Genomic DNA, 20,649 nt, shown 5'->3' on the forward strand with positions numbered 1-20,649 from the left:
ATTAATGCATCAACATGATCATGCGAAAGTAGATAGAATGATTCAATGTGCAGTTTTGACTGTATCTGATACTAGGGATAAAGAGACGGATAAAGGTGGTCAACTTGTCCAAACTTTAATACAAGATATCAATGTCGAAGTATTAAATTCAAACTATGCTATTGTCAAAGATGATAAAGTAGCTATTCAATCTCAAATTGAACAATGGTTGGCATCTGATATTGATGTCATAATTACAACTGGTGGAACTGGCATTGCACAAAGAGATGTTACGATAGAAGCGGTTAAGCCACTTTTGGATAAAGAAATCGAAGGTTTTGGAGAATTATTTAGATATTTAAGTTACACAGAGGATGTCGGAACTAAAGCATTGTTATCTAGAGCAGTCGCTGGTTCAGTGAAGAACAAATTAATTTATACTCTACCAGGATCTACTGGAGCTGTGAAATTGGCAATTGAAAAGTTAATCAAGCCAGAATTAAACCATATGTTGCATGAATTGAATAAATAAAAAAATAGTCATGGATTTAAACTTAAATGATAGGTTTCCCTAATTGAAGTTTTGCATCCATGACTTTATTATTTAAATTGAAACATTATATGAGCGCACGAAATAACTTAACGACGATAGTCACCAGATTTACCACCTGATTTTGATTCAAGGTAAGTCTCACCGATAATCATACCTTTATCGACTGCCTTGGTCATATCGTAAACAGTTAAAGCAGTTGCAGAAGCGGCTGTTAATGCCTCCATCTCAACGCCTGTTTTTCCAGTAGTGGAGACAATAGCCGTGATATTTAATGTGTATGTAGTATTATCATTAATTTGCCAGTTAAATTGAACATCTATACCTGTTAAAGGTAGAGGATGACACATAGGTATAATCGTCGATGTGTTTTTAGCTGCCATAATACCAGCAATTTGTGCAGTGTTAAGTACATTGCCTTTTTTATTAGTATTATCTATAATTTGTTGATAAATTGTTTCATTAACAGTAATGCTAGAATGAGCTTGAGCAGTACGTTTAGTAATATTTTTATTTGATACATCTACCATTTTAGCATTACCTTGTTCATTGATATGAGTGAATTTTGACATAATAACCCTCCTGATAGGGTTAGTATATCATGATTTTAAATTATAATTTGGAGATGATAAGTATGTCAGTTGAAAAAAGAAACCCAATACCAGTTAAAGAAGCGATAAATCGTGTTGTTCAACAGGATATATATTTGAATACTGCAGAAGTGAAGTTAGAAGATAGCTTAGGATATGTACTTGCGGAGGATATTGTTGCAACTTATGATATTCCTCGTTTTAATAAATCACCTTATGACGGGTTTGCTATTCGAAGTAAAGATTCTGCTGGTGCATACTCAGAAAATCGTAAACAATTTAAAGTGATTGATCATATAGGCGCAGGTTCAGTTTCAGAGAAAATACTAGGTCAAAATGAAGCAGTACGTATTATGACAGGAGCCCAAATTCCAGAAGGTGCAGATGCAGTAGTCATGTTTGAACAAACAGTTGAGGATGGAGATACGTTTACAATACGTAAGTCATTTGAAGCAAATGAAAATGTATCTCTTAAGGGTGAAGAAACAACAACAGGTGATATTGTCTTGAAAAAAGGTCAAGTCATTAATCCAGGTGCAATAGCCGTTCTTGCAACATATGGTTACTCTAAAGTTCCTGTGACACAACGCCCAAGTATTGCAGTCATTGCAACTGGTAGTGAGCTATTAGATGTGGATGATGAATTACAACCAGGTAAAATACGCAATTCAAATGGTCCAATGATCAAAGCACTATCTGAAAAAGCTGGATTAAACGTTGAAGCATATAAAATTCAACAAGATGATTTGCAAAGTAGTATTTCAGTTGTCAAAGATGCCATGTCAAAACATGACATCGTAATTACTACGGGTGGCGTTTCTGTTGGAGATTTTGACTATCTACCTGAAATTTACAAAGCTGTAAATGCAGAGGTATTATTTAATAAAGTTGCAATGAGACCAGGTAGTGTAACAACCGTAGCTGTTGCAAATGGGCAATATTTATTTGGTTTATCAGGTAATCCATCAGCTTGTTTCACTGGATTTGAATTATTTGTCAAACCTGCGATTCAACATATGATGGGGGCAACTGCCTATTACCCTCAAGTTGTAAAAGCTACCTTAATGGAAGATTTTACTAAGGCGAATCCCTTTACTCGTTTTATTCGAGCATCTGCTACATTTTCACAGAGTGGTGCGACAGTAGTGCCATCTGGATTTAATAAATCTGGTGCAGTAGTAGCAATTGCACATAGCAATTCAATGATTATGTTGCCAGGGGGTACTAGAGGATTTAAAGCAGGTCATACAGTTAATGTTATTTTAACAGAATCGAATGTCTATGAAACGGAAATGACACTATGATTTTGCAAATAGTAGGTTTTAAAAATTCAGGAAAAACAACCTTGATGCAACACACGATACAATTTTTAAAATCTTATGGTTACACAATAGCGACAATCAAGCACCATGGCCACATTGGTGAGGATATAACACTTCAAGAAGACCATGTAGATCATATGAAACATTTTAATGCTGGAGCAGATCAAAGTATTGTGCAAGGTGAACATTATCAACAAACTGTCACGCGTGCATATAAACAAAATCTTACTCAAATGATTGACCAATCTGTTACAATTGATTGTAATATCATTTTGGTTGAAGGTTTTAAAGATGAACATTTTGATAAAGTGGTCGTCTATCAGACTACTGAAGAATTAGAGCGGTTAAAGCAATTAACCGGTGTTAAATATTGTTATGATGTTCATGATAAACATGCGTTATCACACTATGATAATTGGTTATTACAATGGATAGAGCAAAGGGATTGACATTTAAATGAAACAATTTGAAATCGTTACTGAACCCATCCAAACAGAACAGTATCGAGAATTTACTATAAATGAACACCAAGGTGCTGTAGTTGTATTTACAGGACATGTAAGAGAATGGACTAAAGGTATTAAAACAGAATATTTAGAATACGAAGCATATATACCTATGGCGGAGAAAAAATTAGCACAAATAGGTGATGAAATTGAAGCGCGTTGGCCAGGAACGATTACAACCATTGTTCATCGCATTGGGCCACTTCAAATTTCAGATATAGCGGTGTTAATTGCAGTTTCATCACCCCATCGTAAAGATGCATATAGAGCTAACGAATATGCTATTGAACGTATCAAAGAAGTCGTTCCAATTTGGAAAAAGGAAATTTGGGAAGACGGTGCAGAGTGGCAAGGACATCAAAGAGGTAGCCACGATCTAGCTACTAAAGGAGAGGACTAACGTGAAGGTATTATACTTCGCTGAAATAAAAGAAATTTTGCAAACTGATAGTGAAACAATTGATATTAATGAATCAATTAACGTTGATGCTTTTAAACAAAATCTGTTTGAGAGACATCCTTCAATTAAATCTAAAAAGTTTCAGGTTGCAGTAAATGAAGAATTTGTACAGGATGAGGATATCATACAACCAACAGACACTGTTGCATTGATTCCTCCAGTAAGTGGAGGTTAACGGGAAATGAAAGCAATTATTTTAGCAGGTGGTCATTCAGAACGTTTTGGTAAGGCAAAGGCATTTGCCGAAATAGATGGACAATTATTTTACCAACGAATTGTTCAAACCTTACAAGAGACTAATATGTTTAATGATATTATTATAAGCACTAATGATCAATTAGCTAATCAATTTAAACATGACAATGTTATTATAGATGACGCTAACAATAAAGATAAAGGGCCACTTGCCGGTATTCATACTGTAATGAAACAATACAACGATGAAGAACTGTTTTTTGTAATATCAGTTGATACCCCTATGGTAACAGGTAAGGCTATTAGTGCTTTATACCAATTTTTAGTATCAAGACTCATAGAAGATCAAATTGATATAGCTGCTTATTCTGAACATAATCGAGTTATACCAACTATAGCCTTTTATCATCCAAATTGTATAAACGTTATGGATGAAGCTTTAGCTTCGAATGACTATAGTTTACGACATGTTTATAATAATGTGACGACAGAATGTTTAGATGTTACTAACATACAATCACCTGAATATTGGTATAAGAATATCAACTATCAAGAAGATTTAGATGACTTGAAACAACAGATAAATCATTAAGGAGGGTCCATTTATGGTTGCACAAATCAAAGATAAATTAGGTCGACCCATTCGCGATTTGCGTATCTCAGTAACAGACCGTTGCAATTTTAGATGTGACTATTGCATGCCTAAAGAAATCTTCGGTGATGACTATGTGTTCCTACCTAAAGATGAGTTATTAACGTTTGAAGAAATGGTTAGAATCGCGAAAGTTTATGCAGAACTTGGCGTGAAAAAGTTACGTATAACTGGTGGCGAACCACTACTTAGACGAAATTTATATCAACTTATAGCTGAGTTAAATCAAATTGATGGTATTGAAGATATCGGTATGACCACTAATGGTCTATTATTAAAAAAACATGGACAAAAATTATACGATGCCGGTTTGCGTCGCATTAATGTTAGTTTAGATGCCATTGATAACGAAGTGTTCCAAGCGATAAATAATCGCAATATCAAAGCAACTACCATTCTAGATCAAATTGATTATGCCGTTTCTATTGGTTTCCATGTTAAAGTAAACGTTGTCATTCAAAAAGGTATTAATGATGATCAAATTATTCCAATGGTAGATTACTTTAAAGATAAGAATATTGAAATCAGATTTATCGAGTTCATGGATGTAGGTAATGATAATGGTTGGGATTTTAGTAAAGTTGTAACTAAAAATGAGATGCTAGATATGATTGAGTCTCATTTTGATATTGAACCAGTCCCCCCAAAATATTTCGGAGAAGTAGCGAAGTACTATAAGCACAAAGATAATGGCGCTCAATTTGGTTTAATTACAAGTGTGTCAGCATCATTTTGTTCTACTTGCACGAGAGCACGATTATCATCTGATGGAAAATTTTATGGGTGTTTATTCAGCACTGTTGAGGGCTTTAATATTAAATCATTTATACGATCAGGCGTAACCGATGATGAATTAAGAGAACAACTTATAACCTTGTGGAATGTTCGAGATGATCGTTATTCAGATGAACGTACAGAGCAAACGGTTAAAAATCGACAACGCAAGAAAATTAATATGAACTACATCGGTGGTTAGATAACATCTCTAGTAATGGTTTATGACTATTGCTAGAGTTTTTTATTTTTGGAAAATATATTCAATTAATAGTTTAAATTTAAAGTAAATCATTATTGAATGTAATACCTATGATTAAAGAATATGATTATCATAATAGCATTGAGTATATGAATAACTGAATTTGTATTAAACATTAATCAGAAAATAAATAAAATTTGTAATAGATTAAATTGTGTATATGTTATATAATTTTATTAAGGAAATTCAATTTATAAAGCTATAACTACATCTTAGAATCTACATTGGAGGGCTTTAATTATGACAACAGAAAAAGTTCAACGTTTTATTGCAGCAGAAAGAGAATTAAGCCAGTTGAAACATTGGTTAAAATCATCGTACAAAATCTCAATAGAGGAATTTGTAGTGTTATTTAAAGTTTATGAAGGTAAGAAAATTAGTGGTAAGGAGTTACGAGATACATTACATTTCGAGATGTTGTGGGATACAAGTAAAATTGATGTAATTATACGTAAAATTTATAAGAAAGAACTCATTTCTAAATTACGATCTGAAACTGATGAACGACAAGTATTTTATTTCTTTAATGCAACGCAACAGAAATTACTTGATAAAATGAAATCTGAAATTGAAGCAATTAGTATTGCTAATTAATAAATTATAAAAAGGGAGTGGGACAGAAATAATATTTTCTCAAAATTTATTTCGTTGTCATACCCCGGCAAGGGTGACTAGGTTTGAAAAAAGCTTGATTCAAGCGCATTTTCAAATCAGTCAGCTACTGACAAAATGATAAAATAGGCTGAGACATTTTATTTTGTCCCAGCCTCTTTCTACATATTAATTTAATTGTGTTTTAACTTTTCGTCCATGAACAATAAAGTAAAGAACGGTACAAAGTGCTGCTACGATAGCCATAATGATATAAACTTCAGTGTAACTAATGAAACCTGTGAATAAGCCTAATAAAGATGGACCAAATCCTATACCTATATCTAAACCAATAAAGTAAGTTGATGTTGCAATACCATATTTATTAGTAGGTGACACTTTAATGGCAATAGCCTGCATAGATGATGATAAATTGCCATAACCAATACCTAAGAAGATACCAGCCAGTAACAACATCCATCCACTATAACTGAACACTAGTATAATAAATGTAATGATAAGTGCAATAAATGCTGGATAAACGACAACATTTTCTGTACGTGCATCAATCATTCGACCTGCAATTGGACGTGTAACTAGAGAAGCGATGGCGTAACAAATAAAGAAGTAACTAGAAGCTTCTAATAAATGTCGTTGTTCTGCAAAAAATTTCAAGAAAGTCAGTATTGAAGCATAGTTTAGTGCAATAACCATCATAACTATTGATACTGGTACTGCTTCTTTTGCAATGAAGTTGTGTATATTGAAGCCTGATGCTTTAGCAATTTTTGCATCTGTATTATTATGAACAGCATCAAAATCAATTTTAATAAATAGTGAAATTATTAAACTGATCACACCTAAAACTACACATATAGCAAATAGTAAATTGATAGAGAATGATTTTAATAATAAGATACCGAAGAATGGGCCTATAGCTGTACCAAGTACTAAACTAAGTGAAAATAGACTAATACCTTCGCTCTTACGCTCAACAGGTGTGACATGTGCTGCAATAGTACCAGTTGCAGTAGTAGCTATAGCAGTCGCAATCCCGTTAATTAGACGTACGAACATTAAGAATGTGATTGATCCAGGAATGAAGTAAAGTAATTGTGTAATCACAAGCAATAATAATCCAGTAATTAATATTTTTTTTGGACCAAATTTATTTACATATTTACCAGTTCCAAATCTACCTATTAAAGAACCGATAATAAATAACCCCACTACTAATCCAGCTAAACTATCTGAGGCATGATAAGTAGACTTACTATAATCTGCAATAATTACTAATAAAAGATACATACATAAATAAACGAAAAAATTGATTGAGAAATTAACTGTAAAGCTTTTCGTGAAAATAGGCTGTTTTATATCCGTGTTTTGAGTCATTCTGATTCCTCCTCTAAAAATGCATGATGAAGTTTGTTCATTACTGAAATAACATTTTCAAGTTCCACGTCAGATAATCTAGCATTTTTAATAAGCTCACGCTGAACTGGTAGTATCTTACGATAAACGTCTACATATAATGTTTGACCTTTATCAGAGAGACTTAATAACTTCTCACGCTTATCTTCCTTACTTGGTTCTACAATTAATAACTCTCTATCAGATAAAACTTTAATAATTTTACGTGTAGTGGGTTTCTCAATAAAGCGACGTTTAGAGATGTGAACTAAAGTCGTTGGAGATGTACTCGCAATATCTCTTAATATCAACCATTGTCCAGGGTGTAAATCAAACTGGTCGAGTATCGATTGCGTTCGTTTCATATATGGACGGTATAAACCAATGAAACTGTTAAAAAATTCATTTGTTAACATAATATACTCCTTCCAAACAAGTTAGCTTTGCTAACTATTTTTTGAACAAAAATAATTATATGCCGTATTTTAAAAAAATGCAATACTAAATAGATAAATTACACGATTAAAAGAAGTAATCTTAAAAGAAGTTTGATAAGATAGATGCAAGTCGAATAATTAAAGGGGAATACGATCAATGGAACTTAGATTTGACCATATTATTCATTATGTAGATAACCTTAAAAACTTTAAATATCCGGGAGAAATTCTAAAAATTAATTCTGGTGGTAAACATCACAAATTTGGAACATACAATCGTTTATCATATATTAATGAAAATTACATAGAATTGATAGATGTAGAAGATAAAGAAAAATTAAATAAAGAGTCCAAAACAGAAGAGGGTCGAGTTGCTTTTGCGACTAAAATCGTTCAAGACCATTACAAACAAGGGTTTAAAACAATTGCATTAAGAACATCAAATATTGAATTAATAAAAAAATCTTTAGAAGAACGTAACATTGATACGATTGGACCAGTAGAAATGCATAGAGAGAATAAAAAAGGTGATAAATTAAATTGGAAATTACTTTACATTGCAGACCCTGATTACATGGTAAAGCCACCATTTTTCATAGAATGGGAGGAAAGGGAAGAAGTGCACAATCAGAAATTAGAGCCTCTTTTCCAAAAACAATTTAAAATCCATAAAATAATTATTGATAGTGAAAAACGCTCTAAAACACTATCTAAATGGAAAAAATGGTTCGATGTGACTATCCTTGAAGAAGGAGATAATTATACAGATGTGCAATTAACGGTAGACCATATTATTTACCGTATTCAAGATGGTAAAACGTCAGGCTATAATACGATTATATTTAAAGATACAGAAACGACTGCACCTTACTCAATTATTACGAAAGGTGCGAAATATCGATTCGAGCCTGAAGGTTAGTATAGATAAATATAAGTACTATGGGCGATAAGTGTCATATGAACGATTGAAAGTATTAGAGATAATATGCTGAGATATGTAGTTACTTTAGACTTCCTTAAAAGCAAGAAAAAGATAGTTAAGACGAACGACAGTCCAACGAACATTACTCTTAAACTAAAATATGAAACTGTTAAAGGTTGAGTCATAGTGACACCAATAGCTATCGTGTTAAACAAAATAAATAATATTAATAATAAATATCGCATGTTAAACCTCTTTTTCAAGACTAATTTAAAATTTTAAGTTTATATAGTATATCAAAAATTTAAAACTAGAAATAATATTTTAATCGCACGGCGAGTTTGTCGACACTCTAAACATGACATTGTATAATTATAATTAATGTAAAGAAAAAGGAGTTTTTATAGCATGGAAAAGATGAATATCACTAACCAAGAGCATGATGCGTTTGTGAAAGCTCATCCTAATGGTGATTTATTACAGTTAACAAAATGGGCAGAAACTAAACGCCTAACAGGATGGTATTCAAAGCGTGTGGCAGTGGGTGAAGATGGTGAGATTAAAGGTGTAGGTCAATTATTATTTAAAAAGATACCTAAACTACCATTCACGCTATGTTACGTTTCTCGTGGTTTCGTAACGGATTATAGTGATAAAGCTGCATTGGAACAGTTATTAGAAGAAACTAAAAAAGTAGCTAAAGCAGAAAAAGCCTATGCTATTAAAATTGATCCAGATGTAGAAGTAGATAAAGGTATAGATGCACTTAAAAATTTAAATGCGCTAGGTTTTAAACATAAAGGTTTCAAAGAAGGGCTGTCTAAAGACTATATTCAACCACGTATGACAATGATTACGCCAATAGATAAATCAGATGAGGAAATATTCCAAAGTTTTGAGCGCCGTAATCGTTCTAAAGTAAGACTATCATTGAAACGTGGTACTAAAGTTGAACGTTCAAATCGAGAAGGGCTTAAAAATTTCGCTGAATTAATGAAAATAACAGGAGAACGTGACGGCTTTTTAACACGTGATTTAAGCTATTTTCAAAATATTTATGACTCACTTCATGAAGATGGCGATGCTGAATTATTCCTTGTGAAATTAGAACCTAAACCTGTCTTAGATGATATTGATAATGAACTTAAGGAACTTGAAAGCGAAAAAACGCAACTTCAAAATAAATACGAGAGAAAGCAAGATAAAAAGACTAAAAATAAATTAAACGATGTCGAAGCTAAAATTCAAAAAACCATTGAAAGAAAAGACGACATGACTGACTTATTAGCAAAACATCCTAATGGAATTTATTTATCTGGTGCATTGTTAATGTTTGCAGGATCTAAATCATATTACTTATATGGTGCTTCATCGAATGATTACCGTGACTTCTTGCCTAACCATCATATGCAATATGAGATGATGAAGTTTGCGCGTGAACATGGCGCTAAAACATACGATTTTGGTGGAACTGATAATAATCCAGATAAAGACTCTGAACACTACGGTTTATGGGCGTTTAAACGTGTCTGGGGCACTTATTTAAGTGAAAAGATAGGGGAATTTGACTATGTATTAAATCAACCCCTTTATCAATTAATTGAACAGGTTAAACCGCGATTAACAAAAGCTAAAATTAAAATTTCTCGTAAATTAAAAGGCAAATAGTCATTAACGATTAAATTTAAATCTGAACGATTCCACAATAATCATTGTGACGTTCAGATTTTTTTAGGATAATAGGAATGATTAAAAAATAAAAAAATTATAGCTTTTTAAAAGAAAAAGAATGGGGGAAGTAAATAAGTGATAAAGAGGATGTTAACGTTCTCGTTGGGAAATAAATTCGCAATTTTCTTAATGGTTGTTTTAGTAATATTAGGAGGCGTATATTCTAGTGCTAAATTAAAATTAGAATTACTTCCAGATGTTGAAAATCCAGTTATATCTGTACAAACAACAATGCCAGGTGCTACACCTCAAACAACCCAAGATGAGATTAGTTCTAAAATTGATAACCAAGTACGATCTTTAGCATATGTTAAAAGTGTAGAGACACAGTCGATACAAAATGCATCAATTGTAACTGTTGAATATAATAATGGTACAGACATGGATAAAGCTGAAGAAGTATTAAAGAAAGAAATAGATAAATTAGACTTTAAAGATGGGGTTAGTGAGCCAGAATTAACACGAAATTCCATGGATGCATTCCCAATCGTAGCCTATTCATTTACTAATAAAAATGATGACTTAAAAACCACAACAAAAGAAATTAATGACCAACTTATTCCTAAATTACAAACAATTGATGGCGTTCAGAATGCTCAACTTAATGGTCAAACAACGAGACAAGTTACATTGAAATTTAAACAAAACAAATTAGATGAAGCGGGACTAACAGCTGATGACGTAGAAAATTACATAAAAACAGCAACTCGAGAAACACCTCTTGGATTATTTCAATTTGGAAAAAATGAAAAATCTTTAGTAGTTGATGGTCAATTTAAATCTGTTAAAGCACTCAAAGACTTAGAAATCCCATTAACAATAAGTGGTCAGAGTCAATCAGGTAGTAGTGATGATCAATCAGGTAGTGAGATGAGTAGTACTGGAGATAATGCATCATCTTCAAGTTCTCAATCTCAAATGAGTAATCAATCTCAAGCTTCAAATGGAGAAATGCCAAGCGTACCATTAAGTGAATTAGCAACAATAACTGTAGGAGATGAACGTGAGTCAATTTCTAAGACGAACGGAAAAGATGCAGTTAATGTACAAATTATGAAAGCACAAGATGCTAACACAGTTCAAGTTGCTAAAGAAGCTCAAAATAAAATTGATGAATTTGTAAAAAATAATGATGACATAAAAGCTACAAAAACCATGGATACTGCTAAACCAATTGAAGATTCATTATATACAATGGTTGAAAAAGCAGCTTTAGGAACGATTGTCGCAATTATAGTTATCTTATTATTCTTGAGAAATATTAGAACCACGGCTATCTCAATTGTTTCCATTCCGCTTTCGATTTTAATAGCACTTATCGCATTAAAATTAAGTGATGTATCGCTAAACATTTTGACATTAGGTGCATTAACAATTGCTATCAGTCGTGTGATAGATGACTCAATTGTTGTTGTAGAGAATATTTATCGAAGATTATCAGATCCTAAAGAAGAATTGTCTGGCAACAATTTAGTCATTAGTGCAACAAGAGAAGTAGTTAAACCGATTCTATCTTCTACAATTGTTACTATAATCGTGTTCTTACCACTAGCATTTGTGTCAGGGTCAGTTGGTGAAATGTTTAGACCTTTCGCACTAGCAATTGCATTTAGTTTATTAGCATCTTTACTTGTATCCATTACTGTGGTGCCAGCATTGGCTTCTACATTTTTTAAAAAAGGTATTAAGTTAAAACGCAATTCACAACATCAGAATGATAGAGGACTAGGTGTTGTAAGCAAGAGTTATCGTAAAATTTTAAATTGGTCATTAAATCATAAATGGATAGTCTTAATTATTAGTGTCGTTATTCTAGTAGGAAGCATTGCGTTAGGTGGCGCAAAATTAGGTACAAGCTATATTTCAACAGGTGATGACAAATTCTTAGCCGTAACCTATACACCTAAACCCGGTGAAACTGAAAAAGCTGTTTTAGGTCATGCAAAGCAAGCACAGAAATATTTACAATCCAAGGATAAAGTAAAAACAGTTCAATATTCAGTGGGAGGTCCATCACCAGCAGACCCAACTGGTAGTACAAATAGTATGGCTATTATGGTTGAATATGACAAAGATACACCTAACTTTGAAGAAGAGCCTGATAAAGTTATCTCTCATTTATCAAAAATGAATCAACCAGGTGAATGGAAAAATCAAGACATGGGTAATGGTTCTGGTAATGATTCAGTTGAAGTTACAGTCAAAGGGCCATCTACGAATGCAATTAAAGATACAGTTGCTAAAGTAGAGCAAAAGATGAAATCAGTAAACGGAATCACCAATGTAAAATCAGATTTATCGCAAACCTATGATCAATATGAAATTAAAGTAGATCAAAATAAAGCAACAGAGAAAGGTATTTCTGCAGGACAATTAGCATTAAATTTAAATGAGAATTTGCCTGAAAAGACGATTACTACAGTTAAAGAAAATGACAATAAAGTCGATGTTAAAGTAAAACAAAACAAGCAGACGGATTGGTCTCGAAATAAATTAAATAATATGGAATTAAAATCACCAACAGGTGAAACGGTAAAACTTAAAGATATAGCCGAACTAGAACGTACAACTACGCCAAGTAAATTAGTTCAAGAAGATGGTGACTACGCAACAACTGTTTCCGGTAAAATTACTGATTCAGATGTAGGTGGTGTATCTAGTAAGGTAATGAATAAAATCAATAATATAGATAAACCAGACAACGTTAAAGTTAATGTGGGTGGTGCTACAGATGATATTAATCAAGCAATGACGCAATTGGCATTCGCCATGTTAGTAGCTATCGTTATCGTATATTTAGTATTAGTCATCACATTTAAAGGTGGCTTAGCACCTTTCACAATACTATTCTCACTACCATTTACTATTATTGGTGTCGTATTAGCATTATTAATTACAGGTGAAACAATATCTGTTCCAAGTTTAATTGGAATGTTAATGTTAATCGGTATCGTAGTAACCAATGCTATAGTGTTAATTGATCGTGTGATAACAAATGAACATGAAGGTATGTCAATGAAGGAAGCGTTGTTAGAAGCGGGTGGCACTCGTATAAGACCTATTCTTATGACTGCCATTGCAACAATTGGTGCATTATTGCCTTTATTATTTGGACAAGATAGTTCAATATTGATTTCAAAAGGTATGGCAGCAACTGTAATCGGAGGATTGATTTCGTCTACACTTCTTACATTAATTGTTGTTCCCGTAATTTACGAAATTCTTTTTACACTTAAAGGTAAGTTAACAAGAAAATAAAAAACAAAAGCCTGGGACATTATGATATGCTCCCTTCAAAGTTTTCATTTTTTCAATGTTTACTTTGAAGGGGCATATCATTAATCAATGACTCAGGCTATAACTTTATATTGGCTGTAGTTGACTGAATTATACTAATTTAATACATGATAAAAGTTAAAATAACATAAATGATAAATAATATAACTGATAAAATATTTAAAATTGAAACAGCTTTAGTATCATGTTTCAATTCTTTGAATGCGGTTACTTCAACATTACCAACAAGTAATGCTAAAACAATAAATACCCACCAGTTTTCAGCAGGGAATTGTAAAGTTGTAACTGCTAGTACAAACAGTAATAATACACCCATAATAATGCGTAAAATGCGAGTAATAATCGAATGCATTTTAAAAATGCTTATGTAACTAACGATGAGATATAAAATAGGCAATAATAATAAGTAAAGTTTCACCTGTTGTCTTCCTTTCTATAATGAACCTTAGACAAAATATAATTTTGACACTATATAACAAATTCGAAGTTGCTGATTGAATTACTGAATAGAAATCATACTAGATTTACACAACTTTAATCATCTCATAAGATAGAAAAATTATTTATTTCTGACGTAACTTTGAACGTATCTCAGAGATTTGTAATTCAATATCTTCAAGTTGCTTAACGAGAGGGTCTATATTTTGATTTAAAGATTCCCGTTTCTCGAGGTCATTTTGTAAACGAACATAATCATACTTCAATTCATCTAATTGTGATTCTAAATTCATTAATCTTAAACCCCTTTAATTTCAAAATTTAACAATCACATTGAATTATATCATGAAACAATCCTCTTCTAAAAATGAAGTAAATTATGTTAAAGTAATTAACTGTAATAATAATGTTAAAAAGAAGGAAGGAACTATCGTGACAGAGCAGTTTATAATGATTATTCTTTTAATCGCATTAGGTTATTTATTGAAACGTATAAACTTTTTAAAAGCGGCAGATAGTCAGGTATTATCAACATTAGTACTCAATGTCACACTACCTTCTTTAGTCATTGTCAATCTCAATAGTGCAGAATTAGATTTTTCATTTTCGATATTACCTATAATGATGATTGTGTATGGCGTCCTTGCTAAATTCACTGTATTGTGGCTGTTTAATAAGCATAACAATCATATAAAAGGTACAGTTGGAATGATGACTGCATCACTTAATATAGGTTTATTTGCATATCCACTCGTTGATACGATTTGGCCAAAAAATGGAATGATTTATTTTGGAATGGCTGATATAGGTGGGGCGATTATTATGTTTGGAGTAACTTATTTTGTAGGAAGCTATTTCAGTCAAGGTGGAGATCAGTTTGATTTTAAATTTTTAGGCAAAAAATTAATTACTTCTGTGCCCCTTGTCACATATATCGTCATGTTTACTCTAAATATGTTAAATATTCATTTGCCTAAAGTATCAATTGATTTTTTCACTATAATATCTAAAGCGAATATGCCACTATCAATGATTCTTTTAGGTGTTATGCTTAATTTTAAAATTGAACGTCATTTCCTACCAATCGCAGTTAAATATTTATTAGCCCATTATGGTTTAGGTTTATTAGCTGGTTTACTCGTTCATTTCTTCTTACCTGTTTCAGATAATATGATTAAAACGACATTACTCATTGCTTGGTTATTACCAGTAGGAGTAGCGATTATTCCGTATTCTATTCAATTTAAATACAAGACATTGCCTTTAGTAGGTATGGTTACTAACATTTCGATTATATTGAGTATAATCATTTTATATGTTTACCAAGCGATATTTATTTGAATAAATATGAAAAAAGCAAGCAATTCTACTTTAAGGATTGCTTGCTTTTTACTGCATAGTGCTTGAAATTTAACCTTTACCACCCATAAAGGCAGGGTAGTTAGTCATACCACCATCAACGTAAATTGTAGTACCGTGAATATAGTTCGCTAAATCTGAAGCTAAGAATAATGCCACATTAGCTACATCTTGAGCTTCACCAATTTCTTTAGCTGGAATCATTTCCAATGTCTCAGCACGAGTTTCTGGATCAGAGAATTTCTCCTTAGTATGCTCAGTGACTATCGCACCTGGAGAAATGTTGTTTATGCGTATACCATATTGTGCGTATTCCATAGACATTGTTTCCATCATTAACTTTAAGCCACCCTTACTAGCAGCATAATTGACATAATTAGGCCATGGAATCGTATCATGTACACTTGATGTATTGATGATTATTCCTTTTTTATCTTCTTTTAAAAATTGATTAACTGCTTCTCTAGAACCTACGAATGCACCAGTTAAATTAATATCTATCACTTTTTGCCATTCATCAACTGACATTTTATGGGTTGGGATAGGTTTTTCAAATCCTGCATTATTTATCATAATATCTAGCGTGCCAAATTCTTTAACAGCAGATTGAACTAATCGTTTTACATCTTCCTCGACAGCCACATCAGCTTGTACGGCAATTGCTTCACCACCAGCATTACTAATCATATGCTTAATTTCTTCAATTTCATCTAAATGACGGTCAGAGCGATAATTTAAAACTACTTTTGCTTTTGATTTACCAAAGTTTTCTGCAAAGGATTTACCAATACCACTCCCAGCACCAGTTATAATTACGACTTTACCTTCTAAATCTGAAAACATTTTGGTTCCTCCTTTGTAATGTTAATTTATTTAAGATTTCCGAGTATAAATGCGGCGATAACGATTAAGATTATACCAGACCAAATTCCAATCATTTGGCGTTTGTCTTTTTTCTCACCTAGTAAGAAAATACCACCTAATGTAGAAACGATTACGAGTAATTGTGATAATGAGAAACTTGTTGCAACACCAACTTTAGGTTGTGAATAGAACATAAATAAGTTACCAATCGCCCATACAACACCTGGTATTAAGTTAAGGGCTGTAGATTTAATATTAGTTTCATGTTTCATTGATAACAAGAAGCCACCTATAGCCATACCAATTGATTGGAAGAATAATGCATCAGTACCACTGACACCAAAGATATCGGCTATTACTACATATCCGACATAACCAATTGTTGAAATTACTAATATTAACATTGCTTTCTTAAATTCTGGATCATTCGATTTTCCTTCATTTTTACCGCGTAAAGAGGTTAACGCGATACCTGTAACTAATAGAACCATGGCAATAATTCCCATTGTTACTTGAATACCAGTACTCCATTCTCCAAGAAAAATAGCACTAAATAATGTAGTACCAACTAATTGCATACCTGTAGAAATAGGCATTGTTTTAGAAACACCAATTAAACTAATTGAACGTAATTGGTTACCTTGTCCAAAGGCCCACAAAGCACCTGAAATTAAACCAACAATGATCACTGTTAAATTATCAAATTGTGCTTTACCAATTAAGAGCAATACAATACCAACTATAAGTGCACCTAATGTTGTACCTCTTATTTGGTTGTAAGGTCCGCCCCCAACAAAAACATTAATTAAAACGACACTCCCCCAAAATAGGGCAGGTAATAATGCGATAAGTATATCTATAAATTGCATTATGTAAACACTCTCCTTATTTATTTACTTCAAGTGTTTCCTTCCTATAACACTCGAGAACATTTTATCTAAAAAAAATAACTTTTAAAATGTAAACGCTCATACGTTGAAGTAAATAAAAAAAGCATATTAAGATTTAATGTGTAATTATCTTAATATGCTTTAATGGTATGCTAGTAATTCAATTGACTTGGATCAATTTTATATTTAGTATATTCACTTTCAATTTCGAATCCCAGTTCATTAAATCGTTCAACTAAAGTGGCGTTTTTACTACGTATTTTAAAATAAACTTTATCAATAGAATAATGCTCAAATGCATAATGAATTGCATATGAAAGTAAGTCAAATGCTATCCCTTTGAGACGATAATCAGTATGTGAACTAAAATATCGTATTTCAGCTAGTGATGATAGCGTGTCTATTTGTAAATAAAGGTATCCTTTTAACAAGCCTTCACTAACAAATAAAAATAATCGGTTATGTTCATCTAAAGTATTGACTATTTCTTTAGGAGTTAATGCGTTGTGTCTAAATGTCTGTTCGTGTAACTTACTGAAAGCTCTTTGGAACCCTGGTTGATATTCAATGATATTGAAATCTGACTCGGGTTCATTTAATGATTTATAAACATTTAAATAGTAATCTGTGAAGTTATAATTAGCATGAATTAGCTTCATTAAAGGTTTTGAATCTTGTGCACAATCATTATAAGAGAAGTTAAAAGTAGCATGATCAGATTGTGATTCCATTAATGTCGAAAATAATGAGATAAAATGATTATCTGTAAGAGTAAAATCTTTACTAACAAATGGTCCAATAACTTTGTATTTATCTTCTTCATATAAAATTCCAGTGATTAATGCGACAATTGAATCATCTTCTATTAAACAGAAAACACCAGTAGTATGGATAGATTCATTTAGTAACTGTTCTACATCACCTTTAGACGTATGAAGTTTATATATATAAGACGCAAGGGTGTCTGATGATGTATTAATAAAAGATATGATTTGGTTCAGGTTGCTTACTTTGACTATGTCCATAGCGTACCTCCATTTCAATATCATTTTGTTAAATTAATTATAAGTTTATTTATTAGTAATTGAAAGTTTAGACTATTGTCTATCATGTTACAATTGTATTTAAATCAAATACATGTACTAAGAGATCTTTTATTGAAAGGAAAGTTCTATGAAATCATTAATTTTGGCAGAGAAACCATCCGTAGCTAGAGATATAGCTGAGGCGATGAACATAAAGGGAAAACGTAATGGATATATTGAAAACGAAAAGTATGTTGTCACATGGGCATTGGGTCATTTAGTCACTAATGCACAACCGGAACACTATGATAAAGCGTACAAGGAATGGAAACTTGAAGATTTACCTATTATTCCGAAGCGCATGCAAACAGTAGTTATTGGTAAAACAAGTAAACAATTTAAAACTGTTAAGTCACTGATTTTAGATAAAAAAGTGAAAGAAGTTATTATAGCAACTGATGCTGGAAGAGAAGGGGAACTAGTTGCACGGTTAATATTGGATAAAGTTCATAATAAAAAGCCAATTAAGCGCTTGTGGATTAGCTCCGTAACTAAAAAAGCAATTCAAGAGGGATTTAAAAAGCTTAAAGATGGACGTGAATTTCAGCATCTTTATGAAGCAGCATTAGCTAGAAGTGAAGCGGATTGGATTGTGGGTATCAATGCAACACGTGCATTAACGACGAAATATGACGCTCAATTATCATTGGGTCGAGTTCAAACACCAACAATCCAATTAGTTAATGCTAGGCAACAAGAAATCAATCATTTTAAAGCGAAGAAATATTATACACTATCTACTGAAATAGGTGGATTAACTTTCCAATTAAGTACAAATAAACAGCACATGACTAAGGAAGACGCAACGCAAATTGCTAATGAAATAAAACATGTAGAAGGTAATGTTGATAGTGTTGAAAAGAAAGTTAAAAAAAGTCATCCTAAGCCTCTGTATAACTTAACTGATTTGCAACAAGAGGCATACCAACGATACAAAATGGGGCCTAAGGAAACACTTAATACCATTCAAAATTTATATGAACGCCATAAAGTTCTTACCTACCCACGTACAGATTCTAATTATTTAACAGATGATATGGTGGATACTATTAAAGAACGACTTTATGCTTTATTAGCAACTGACTATAAATCACAAGTCAAATCATTGTTGGGGCAATCTTATTCAAGTAAAATGCGAATCTTTAATAATCATAAAGTATCAGATCATCACGCAATTATTCCAACAGAAGTACGTCCAGATATGCAAAGTTTGAGTAACAGAGAAAGTAAGATATATATGATGGTAGCTGAAAGGTTCCTAGAATCATTAATGGCACCTCATGAATATGAAGCGGTTAGAGTTAATGTTACTGTTGGCCAACATATCTTCGCTTTTAATGAAAAAGTCACACGTCAACTAGGTTATAAAGCACTTAAAATGAACAATGATAATGTGGTAAAGAAAGTTGCTTTTCAAAAAGGAGAAAAGTATCACCTTCAAAGTTTAAAAGTAAATGAACATGAAACGACACCACCTGATTACTTTAACGAAGGCTCATTGCTAAAAGCCATGGAGAACCCTCAAAATTATATACAACTTAAAGAAAAGAAACATGCTAACACACTGAGACAAACTGGAGGGATTGGCACAGTTGCTACAAGAGCGGATATAATTGAGAAACTATTTAATCTTAATGCAATCGAATCTAGAGATGGCAAAATCAAAGTAACATCTAAAGGAAAGCAAATTCTGGATTTAGCGCCTCAAGAATTAACATCTCCATTATTAACTGCCGAGTGGGAAGAGAAACTATTATTAATAGAAAAAGGAAGATATAATTCTCGACACTTTATTGACGAAATGAAGGCATTTACTCAATCGATTGTAAATACTATTAAAAATAGCGAGCAAAAGTATAAGCATGATAATTTAACTACTACTGAATGTCCGACATGCGGAAAATTCATGATTAAAGTTAAAACTAAAAATGGACAAATGTTAGTATGTCAAGATCCCACATGTAAAACTAAAAAGAATGTCCAACGTAAGACAAATGCACGTTGTCCAAATTGTAAGAAGAAAATGACATTATTCGGACGTGGAAAAGATGCAGTTTATCGATGTGTCTGTGGTCATACTGAAACACAAGAACAGATGGATAAACGATTCAAAAATAAATCCAGTGGTAAAGTATCTAAAAAAGAAATGAAAAAGTATATGAATAATGAGGACTCACTTGAGAATAATCCGTTTAAAGATGCATTAAAAAACTTGAAATTATAGTTAAAAATCGAACTTAATCATATTTGTTGGTAAAAAAGTTCGTTTTTAGTATTGTGTTTTTCGAAAAGTAATATTAAAATATTAAAGTATTTTAATAAAAGGAGTTTA

21 protein-coding genes are annotated in these 20,649 nt (G+C 32.2%); 13 read left to right on the plus strand and 8 right to left on the minus strand.

The window, feature by feature from the left end:
- The first annotated feature begins 4 nt into the window (after positions 1 to 4).
- Complete coding sequence (locus tag EQ029_RS03345) at positions 5 to 511, plus strand: MogA/MoaB family molybdenum cofactor biosynthesis protein (RefSeq protein WP_011275100.1); 507 nt, start codon at positions 5 to 7, stop codon at positions 509 to 511.
- A 107-nt stretch (positions 512 to 618) separates the two neighbouring features.
- Here EQ029_RS03345 and moaC read toward each other — a convergent pair whose 3' ends face one another.
- Positions 619 to 1,101 (minus strand): cyclic pyranopterin monophosphate synthase MoaC, encoded by a 483-nt coding sequence (gene moaC, locus EQ029_RS03350; protein WP_011275101.1) that lies wholly within the window; start codon positions 1,099 to 1,101, stop codon positions 619 to 621.
- 62 nt (positions 1,102 to 1,163) lie between these two features.
- Here moaC and EQ029_RS03355 point away from each other — a divergent pair, with 62 nt between their 5' ends.
- The 7 genes from EQ029_RS03355 (at position 1,164) to EQ029_RS03385 (ending at position 5,884) form a co-directional block, all read left to right on the plus strand.
- On the plus strand, positions 1,164 to 2,423 hold the full coding sequence (locus tag EQ029_RS03355; RefSeq protein ID WP_011275102.1) for a molybdopterin molybdotransferase MoeA: 1,260 nt from the start codon (positions 1,164 to 1,166) through the stop codon (positions 2,421 to 2,423).
- Positions 2,420 to 2,890, plus strand: a complete 471-nt coding sequence (mobB, locus tag EQ029_RS03360) for a molybdopterin-guanine dinucleotide biosynthesis protein B (protein WP_037558600.1) — start codon at positions 2,420 to 2,422, stop codon at positions 2,888 to 2,890. The genes EQ029_RS03355 and mobB overlap by 4 nt, the downstream gene beginning before the upstream one ends.
- Positions 2,891 to 2,897: 7 nt before the next feature.
- Positions 2,898 to 3,347, plus strand: a complete 450-nt coding sequence (locus EQ029_RS03365; RefSeq protein WP_011275104.1) for a molybdenum cofactor biosynthesis protein MoaE — start codon at positions 2,898 to 2,900, stop codon at positions 3,345 to 3,347.
- Position 3,348: 1 nt separating this feature from the next.
- Complete coding sequence (gene moaD / locus EQ029_RS03370) at positions 3,349 to 3,582, plus strand: molybdopterin converting factor subunit 1 (protein ID WP_011275105.1); 234 nt, start codon at positions 3,349 to 3,351, stop codon at positions 3,580 to 3,582.
- A gap of 6 nt (positions 3,583 to 3,588) precedes the next feature.
- Complete coding sequence (gene mobA, locus EQ029_RS03375) at positions 3,589 to 4,194, plus strand: molybdenum cofactor guanylyltransferase MobA (protein WP_016931151.1); 606 nt, start codon at positions 3,589 to 3,591, stop codon at positions 4,192 to 4,194.
- A gap of 13 nt (positions 4,195 to 4,207) precedes the next feature.
- Positions 4,208 to 5,230: a GTP 3',8-cyclase MoaA gene (moaA, locus tag EQ029_RS03380; RefSeq protein WP_011275107.1), complete on the plus strand. Its 1,023-nt coding sequence runs from the start codon at positions 4,208 to 4,210 to the stop codon at positions 5,228 to 5,230.
- A gap of 300 nt (positions 5,231 to 5,530) precedes the next feature.
- The gene (locus tag EQ029_RS03385) at positions 5,531 to 5,884 is read left to right on the plus strand and encodes a SarA family transcriptional regulator (protein ID WP_011275108.1); all 354 of its coding nucleotides are present in this window, start codon (positions 5,531 to 5,533) and stop codon (positions 5,882 to 5,884) included.
- 186 nt (positions 5,885 to 6,070) lie between these two features.
- Here the strand turns inward: EQ029_RS03385 and EQ029_RS03390 are convergent, their stop codons facing one another.
- Both EQ029_RS03390 and EQ029_RS03395 read right to left on the minus strand, forming a co-directional pair.
- Positions 6,071 to 7,276, minus strand: coding sequence for an MFS transporter (locus tag EQ029_RS03390; RefSeq protein WP_011275109.1), 1,206 nt, complete (start codon positions 7,274 to 7,276; stop codon positions 6,071 to 6,073).
- The gene (locus EQ029_RS03395; RefSeq protein WP_011275110.1) at positions 7,273 to 7,710 is read right to left on the minus strand and encodes a MarR family winged helix-turn-helix transcriptional regulator; all 438 of its coding nucleotides are present in this window, start codon (positions 7,708 to 7,710) and stop codon (positions 7,273 to 7,275) included. The genes EQ029_RS03390 and EQ029_RS03395 overlap by 4 nt, the downstream gene beginning before the upstream one ends.
- Before the next feature lie 178 nt (positions 7,711 to 7,888).
- On the opposite strand from EQ029_RS03395, the gene EQ029_RS03400 reads away from it, so the two are divergent.
- The 3 genes from EQ029_RS03400 (at position 7,889) to EQ029_RS03415 (ending at position 13,642) form a co-directional block, all read left to right on the plus strand.
- Positions 7,889 to 8,650 (plus strand): VOC family protein, encoded by a 762-nt coding sequence (locus EQ029_RS03400; protein WP_016931150.1) that lies wholly within the window; start codon positions 7,889 to 7,891, stop codon positions 8,648 to 8,650.
- Positions 8,651 to 9,061: 411 nt separating this feature from the next.
- Complete coding sequence (locus EQ029_RS03410; protein ID WP_016931149.1) at positions 9,062 to 10,321, plus strand: lipid II:glycine glycyltransferase FemX; 1,260 nt, start codon at positions 9,062 to 9,064, stop codon at positions 10,319 to 10,321.
- Between the two features lie 138 nt (positions 10,322 to 10,459).
- Positions 10,460 to 13,642, plus strand: a complete 3,183-nt coding sequence (locus EQ029_RS03415; RefSeq protein WP_057504943.1) for an efflux RND transporter permease subunit — start codon at positions 10,460 to 10,462, stop codon at positions 13,640 to 13,642.
- Positions 13,643 to 13,781: 139 nt separating this feature from the next.
- Here EQ029_RS03415 and mspA read toward each other — a convergent pair whose 3' ends face one another.
- Positions 13,782 to 14,099, minus strand: a complete 318-nt coding sequence (gene mspA, locus EQ029_RS03420) for a membrane stabilizing protein MspA (protein ID WP_011275115.1) — start codon at positions 14,097 to 14,099, stop codon at positions 13,782 to 13,784.
- A 145-nt stretch (positions 14,100 to 14,244) separates the two neighbouring features.
- Positions 14,245 to 14,412, minus strand: coding sequence for an SE1832 family protein (locus EQ029_RS12540; RefSeq protein WP_011275116.1), 168 nt, complete (start codon positions 14,410 to 14,412; stop codon positions 14,245 to 14,247).
- A gap of 139 nt (positions 14,413 to 14,551) precedes the next feature.
- Between EQ029_RS12540 and EQ029_RS03425 the strand changes: the two genes are divergently transcribed.
- Positions 14,552 to 15,460 carry an AEC family transporter gene (locus EQ029_RS03425; protein WP_011275117.1) on the plus strand — a complete coding sequence of 303 codons (909 nt, stop codon included), beginning with the start codon at positions 14,552 to 14,554 and terminating at the stop codon, positions 15,458 to 15,460.
- Positions 15,461 to 15,529: 69 nt separating this feature from the next.
- Here the strand turns inward: EQ029_RS03425 and EQ029_RS03430 are convergent, their stop codons facing one another.
- The 3 genes from EQ029_RS03430 to EQ029_RS03440 all read right to left on the minus strand — a co-directional run bounded on the left by EQ029_RS03430 (position 15,530) and on the right by EQ029_RS03440 (position 18,257).
- Positions 15,530 to 16,321, minus strand: coding sequence for a glucose 1-dehydrogenase (locus EQ029_RS03430; protein ID WP_016931147.1), 792 nt, complete (start codon positions 16,319 to 16,321; stop codon positions 15,530 to 15,532).
- 26 nt (positions 16,322 to 16,347) lie between these two features.
- On the minus strand, positions 16,348 to 17,211 hold the full coding sequence (locus EQ029_RS03435) for a GRP family sugar transporter (protein WP_011275119.1): 864 nt from the start codon (positions 17,209 to 17,211) through the stop codon (positions 16,348 to 16,350).
- 173 nt (positions 17,212 to 17,384) lie between these two features.
- Positions 17,385 to 18,257, minus strand: a complete 873-nt coding sequence (locus EQ029_RS03440; RefSeq protein WP_011275120.1) for a GNAT family N-acetyltransferase — start codon at positions 18,255 to 18,257, stop codon at positions 17,385 to 17,387.
- 148 nt (positions 18,258 to 18,405) lie between these two features.
- On the opposite strand from EQ029_RS03440, the gene EQ029_RS03445 reads away from it, so the two are divergent.
- Positions 18,406 to 20,541, plus strand: a complete 2,136-nt coding sequence (locus EQ029_RS03445; protein ID WP_057504942.1) for a DNA topoisomerase III — start codon at positions 18,406 to 18,408, stop codon at positions 20,539 to 20,541.
- The last annotated feature ends 108 nt before the right edge of the window (positions 20,542 to 20,649 follow it).

The organism is Staphylococcus haemolyticus, assembly GCF_006094395.1.
In the GTDB taxonomy this organism is placed as follows: Bacteria; Bacillota; Bacilli; order Staphylococcales; family Staphylococcaceae; genus Staphylococcus; species Staphylococcus haemolyticus.

Coding starts and splice junctions, on each gene's coding strand:
- EQ029_RS03430 (WP_016931147.1), bottom strand. CDS start 16,321: ATGTTTTCAGATTTAGAAGGTAAAGTCGTAATTATAACTGGTGCTGGG.
- moaA (WP_011275107.1), top strand. CDS start 4,208: ATGGTTGCACAAATCAAAGATAAATTAGGTCGACCCATTCGCGATTTG.
- moaC (WP_011275101.1), bottom strand. CDS start 1,101: ATGTCAAAATTCACTCATATCAATGAACAAGGTAATGCTAAAATGGTA.
- EQ029_RS03355 (WP_011275102.1), top strand. CDS start 1,164: ATGTCAGTTGAAAAAAGAAACCCAATACCAGTTAAAGAAGCGATAAAT.
- EQ029_RS03435 (WP_011275119.1), bottom strand. CDS start 17,211: ATGCAATTTATAGATATACTTATCGCATTATTACCTGCCCTATTTTGG.
- EQ029_RS03440 (WP_011275120.1), bottom strand. CDS start 18,257: ATGGACATAGTCAAAGTAAGCAACCTGAACCAAATCATATCTTTTATT.
- mobA (WP_016931151.1), top strand. CDS start 3,589: ATGAAAGCAATTATTTTAGCAGGTGGTCATTCAGAACGTTTTGGTAAG.
- EQ029_RS03400 (WP_016931150.1), top strand. CDS start 7,889: ATGGAACTTAGATTTGACCATATTATTCATTATGTAGATAACCTTAAA.
- EQ029_RS03390 (WP_011275109.1), bottom strand. CDS start 7,276: ATGACTCAAAACACGGATATAAAACAGCCTATTTTCACGAAAAGCTTT.
- EQ029_RS12540 (WP_011275116.1), bottom strand. CDS start 14,412: ATGAATTTAGAATCACAATTAGATGAATTGAAGTATGATTATGTTCGT.
- EQ029_RS03365 (WP_011275104.1), top strand. CDS start 2,898: ATGAAACAATTTGAAATCGTTACTGAACCCATCCAAACAGAACAGTAT.
- EQ029_RS03395 (WP_011275110.1), bottom strand. CDS start 7,710: ATGTTAACAAATGAATTTTTTAACAGTTTCATTGGTTTATACCGTCCA.
- EQ029_RS03385 (WP_011275108.1), top strand. CDS start 5,531: ATGACAACAGAAAAAGTTCAACGTTTTATTGCAGCAGAAAGAGAATTA.
- EQ029_RS03445 (WP_057504942.1), top strand. CDS start 18,406: ATGAAATCATTAATTTTGGCAGAGAAACCATCCGTAGCTAGAGATATA.
- EQ029_RS03345 (WP_011275100.1), top strand. CDS start 5: ATGCATCAACATGATCATGCGAAAGTAGATAGAATGATTCAATGTGCA.
- mobB (WP_037558600.1), top strand. CDS start 2,420: ATGATTTTGCAAATAGTAGGTTTTAAAAATTCAGGAAAAACAACCTTG.
- EQ029_RS03410 (WP_016931149.1), top strand. CDS start 9,062: ATGGAAAAGATGAATATCACTAACCAAGAGCATGATGCGTTTGTGAAA.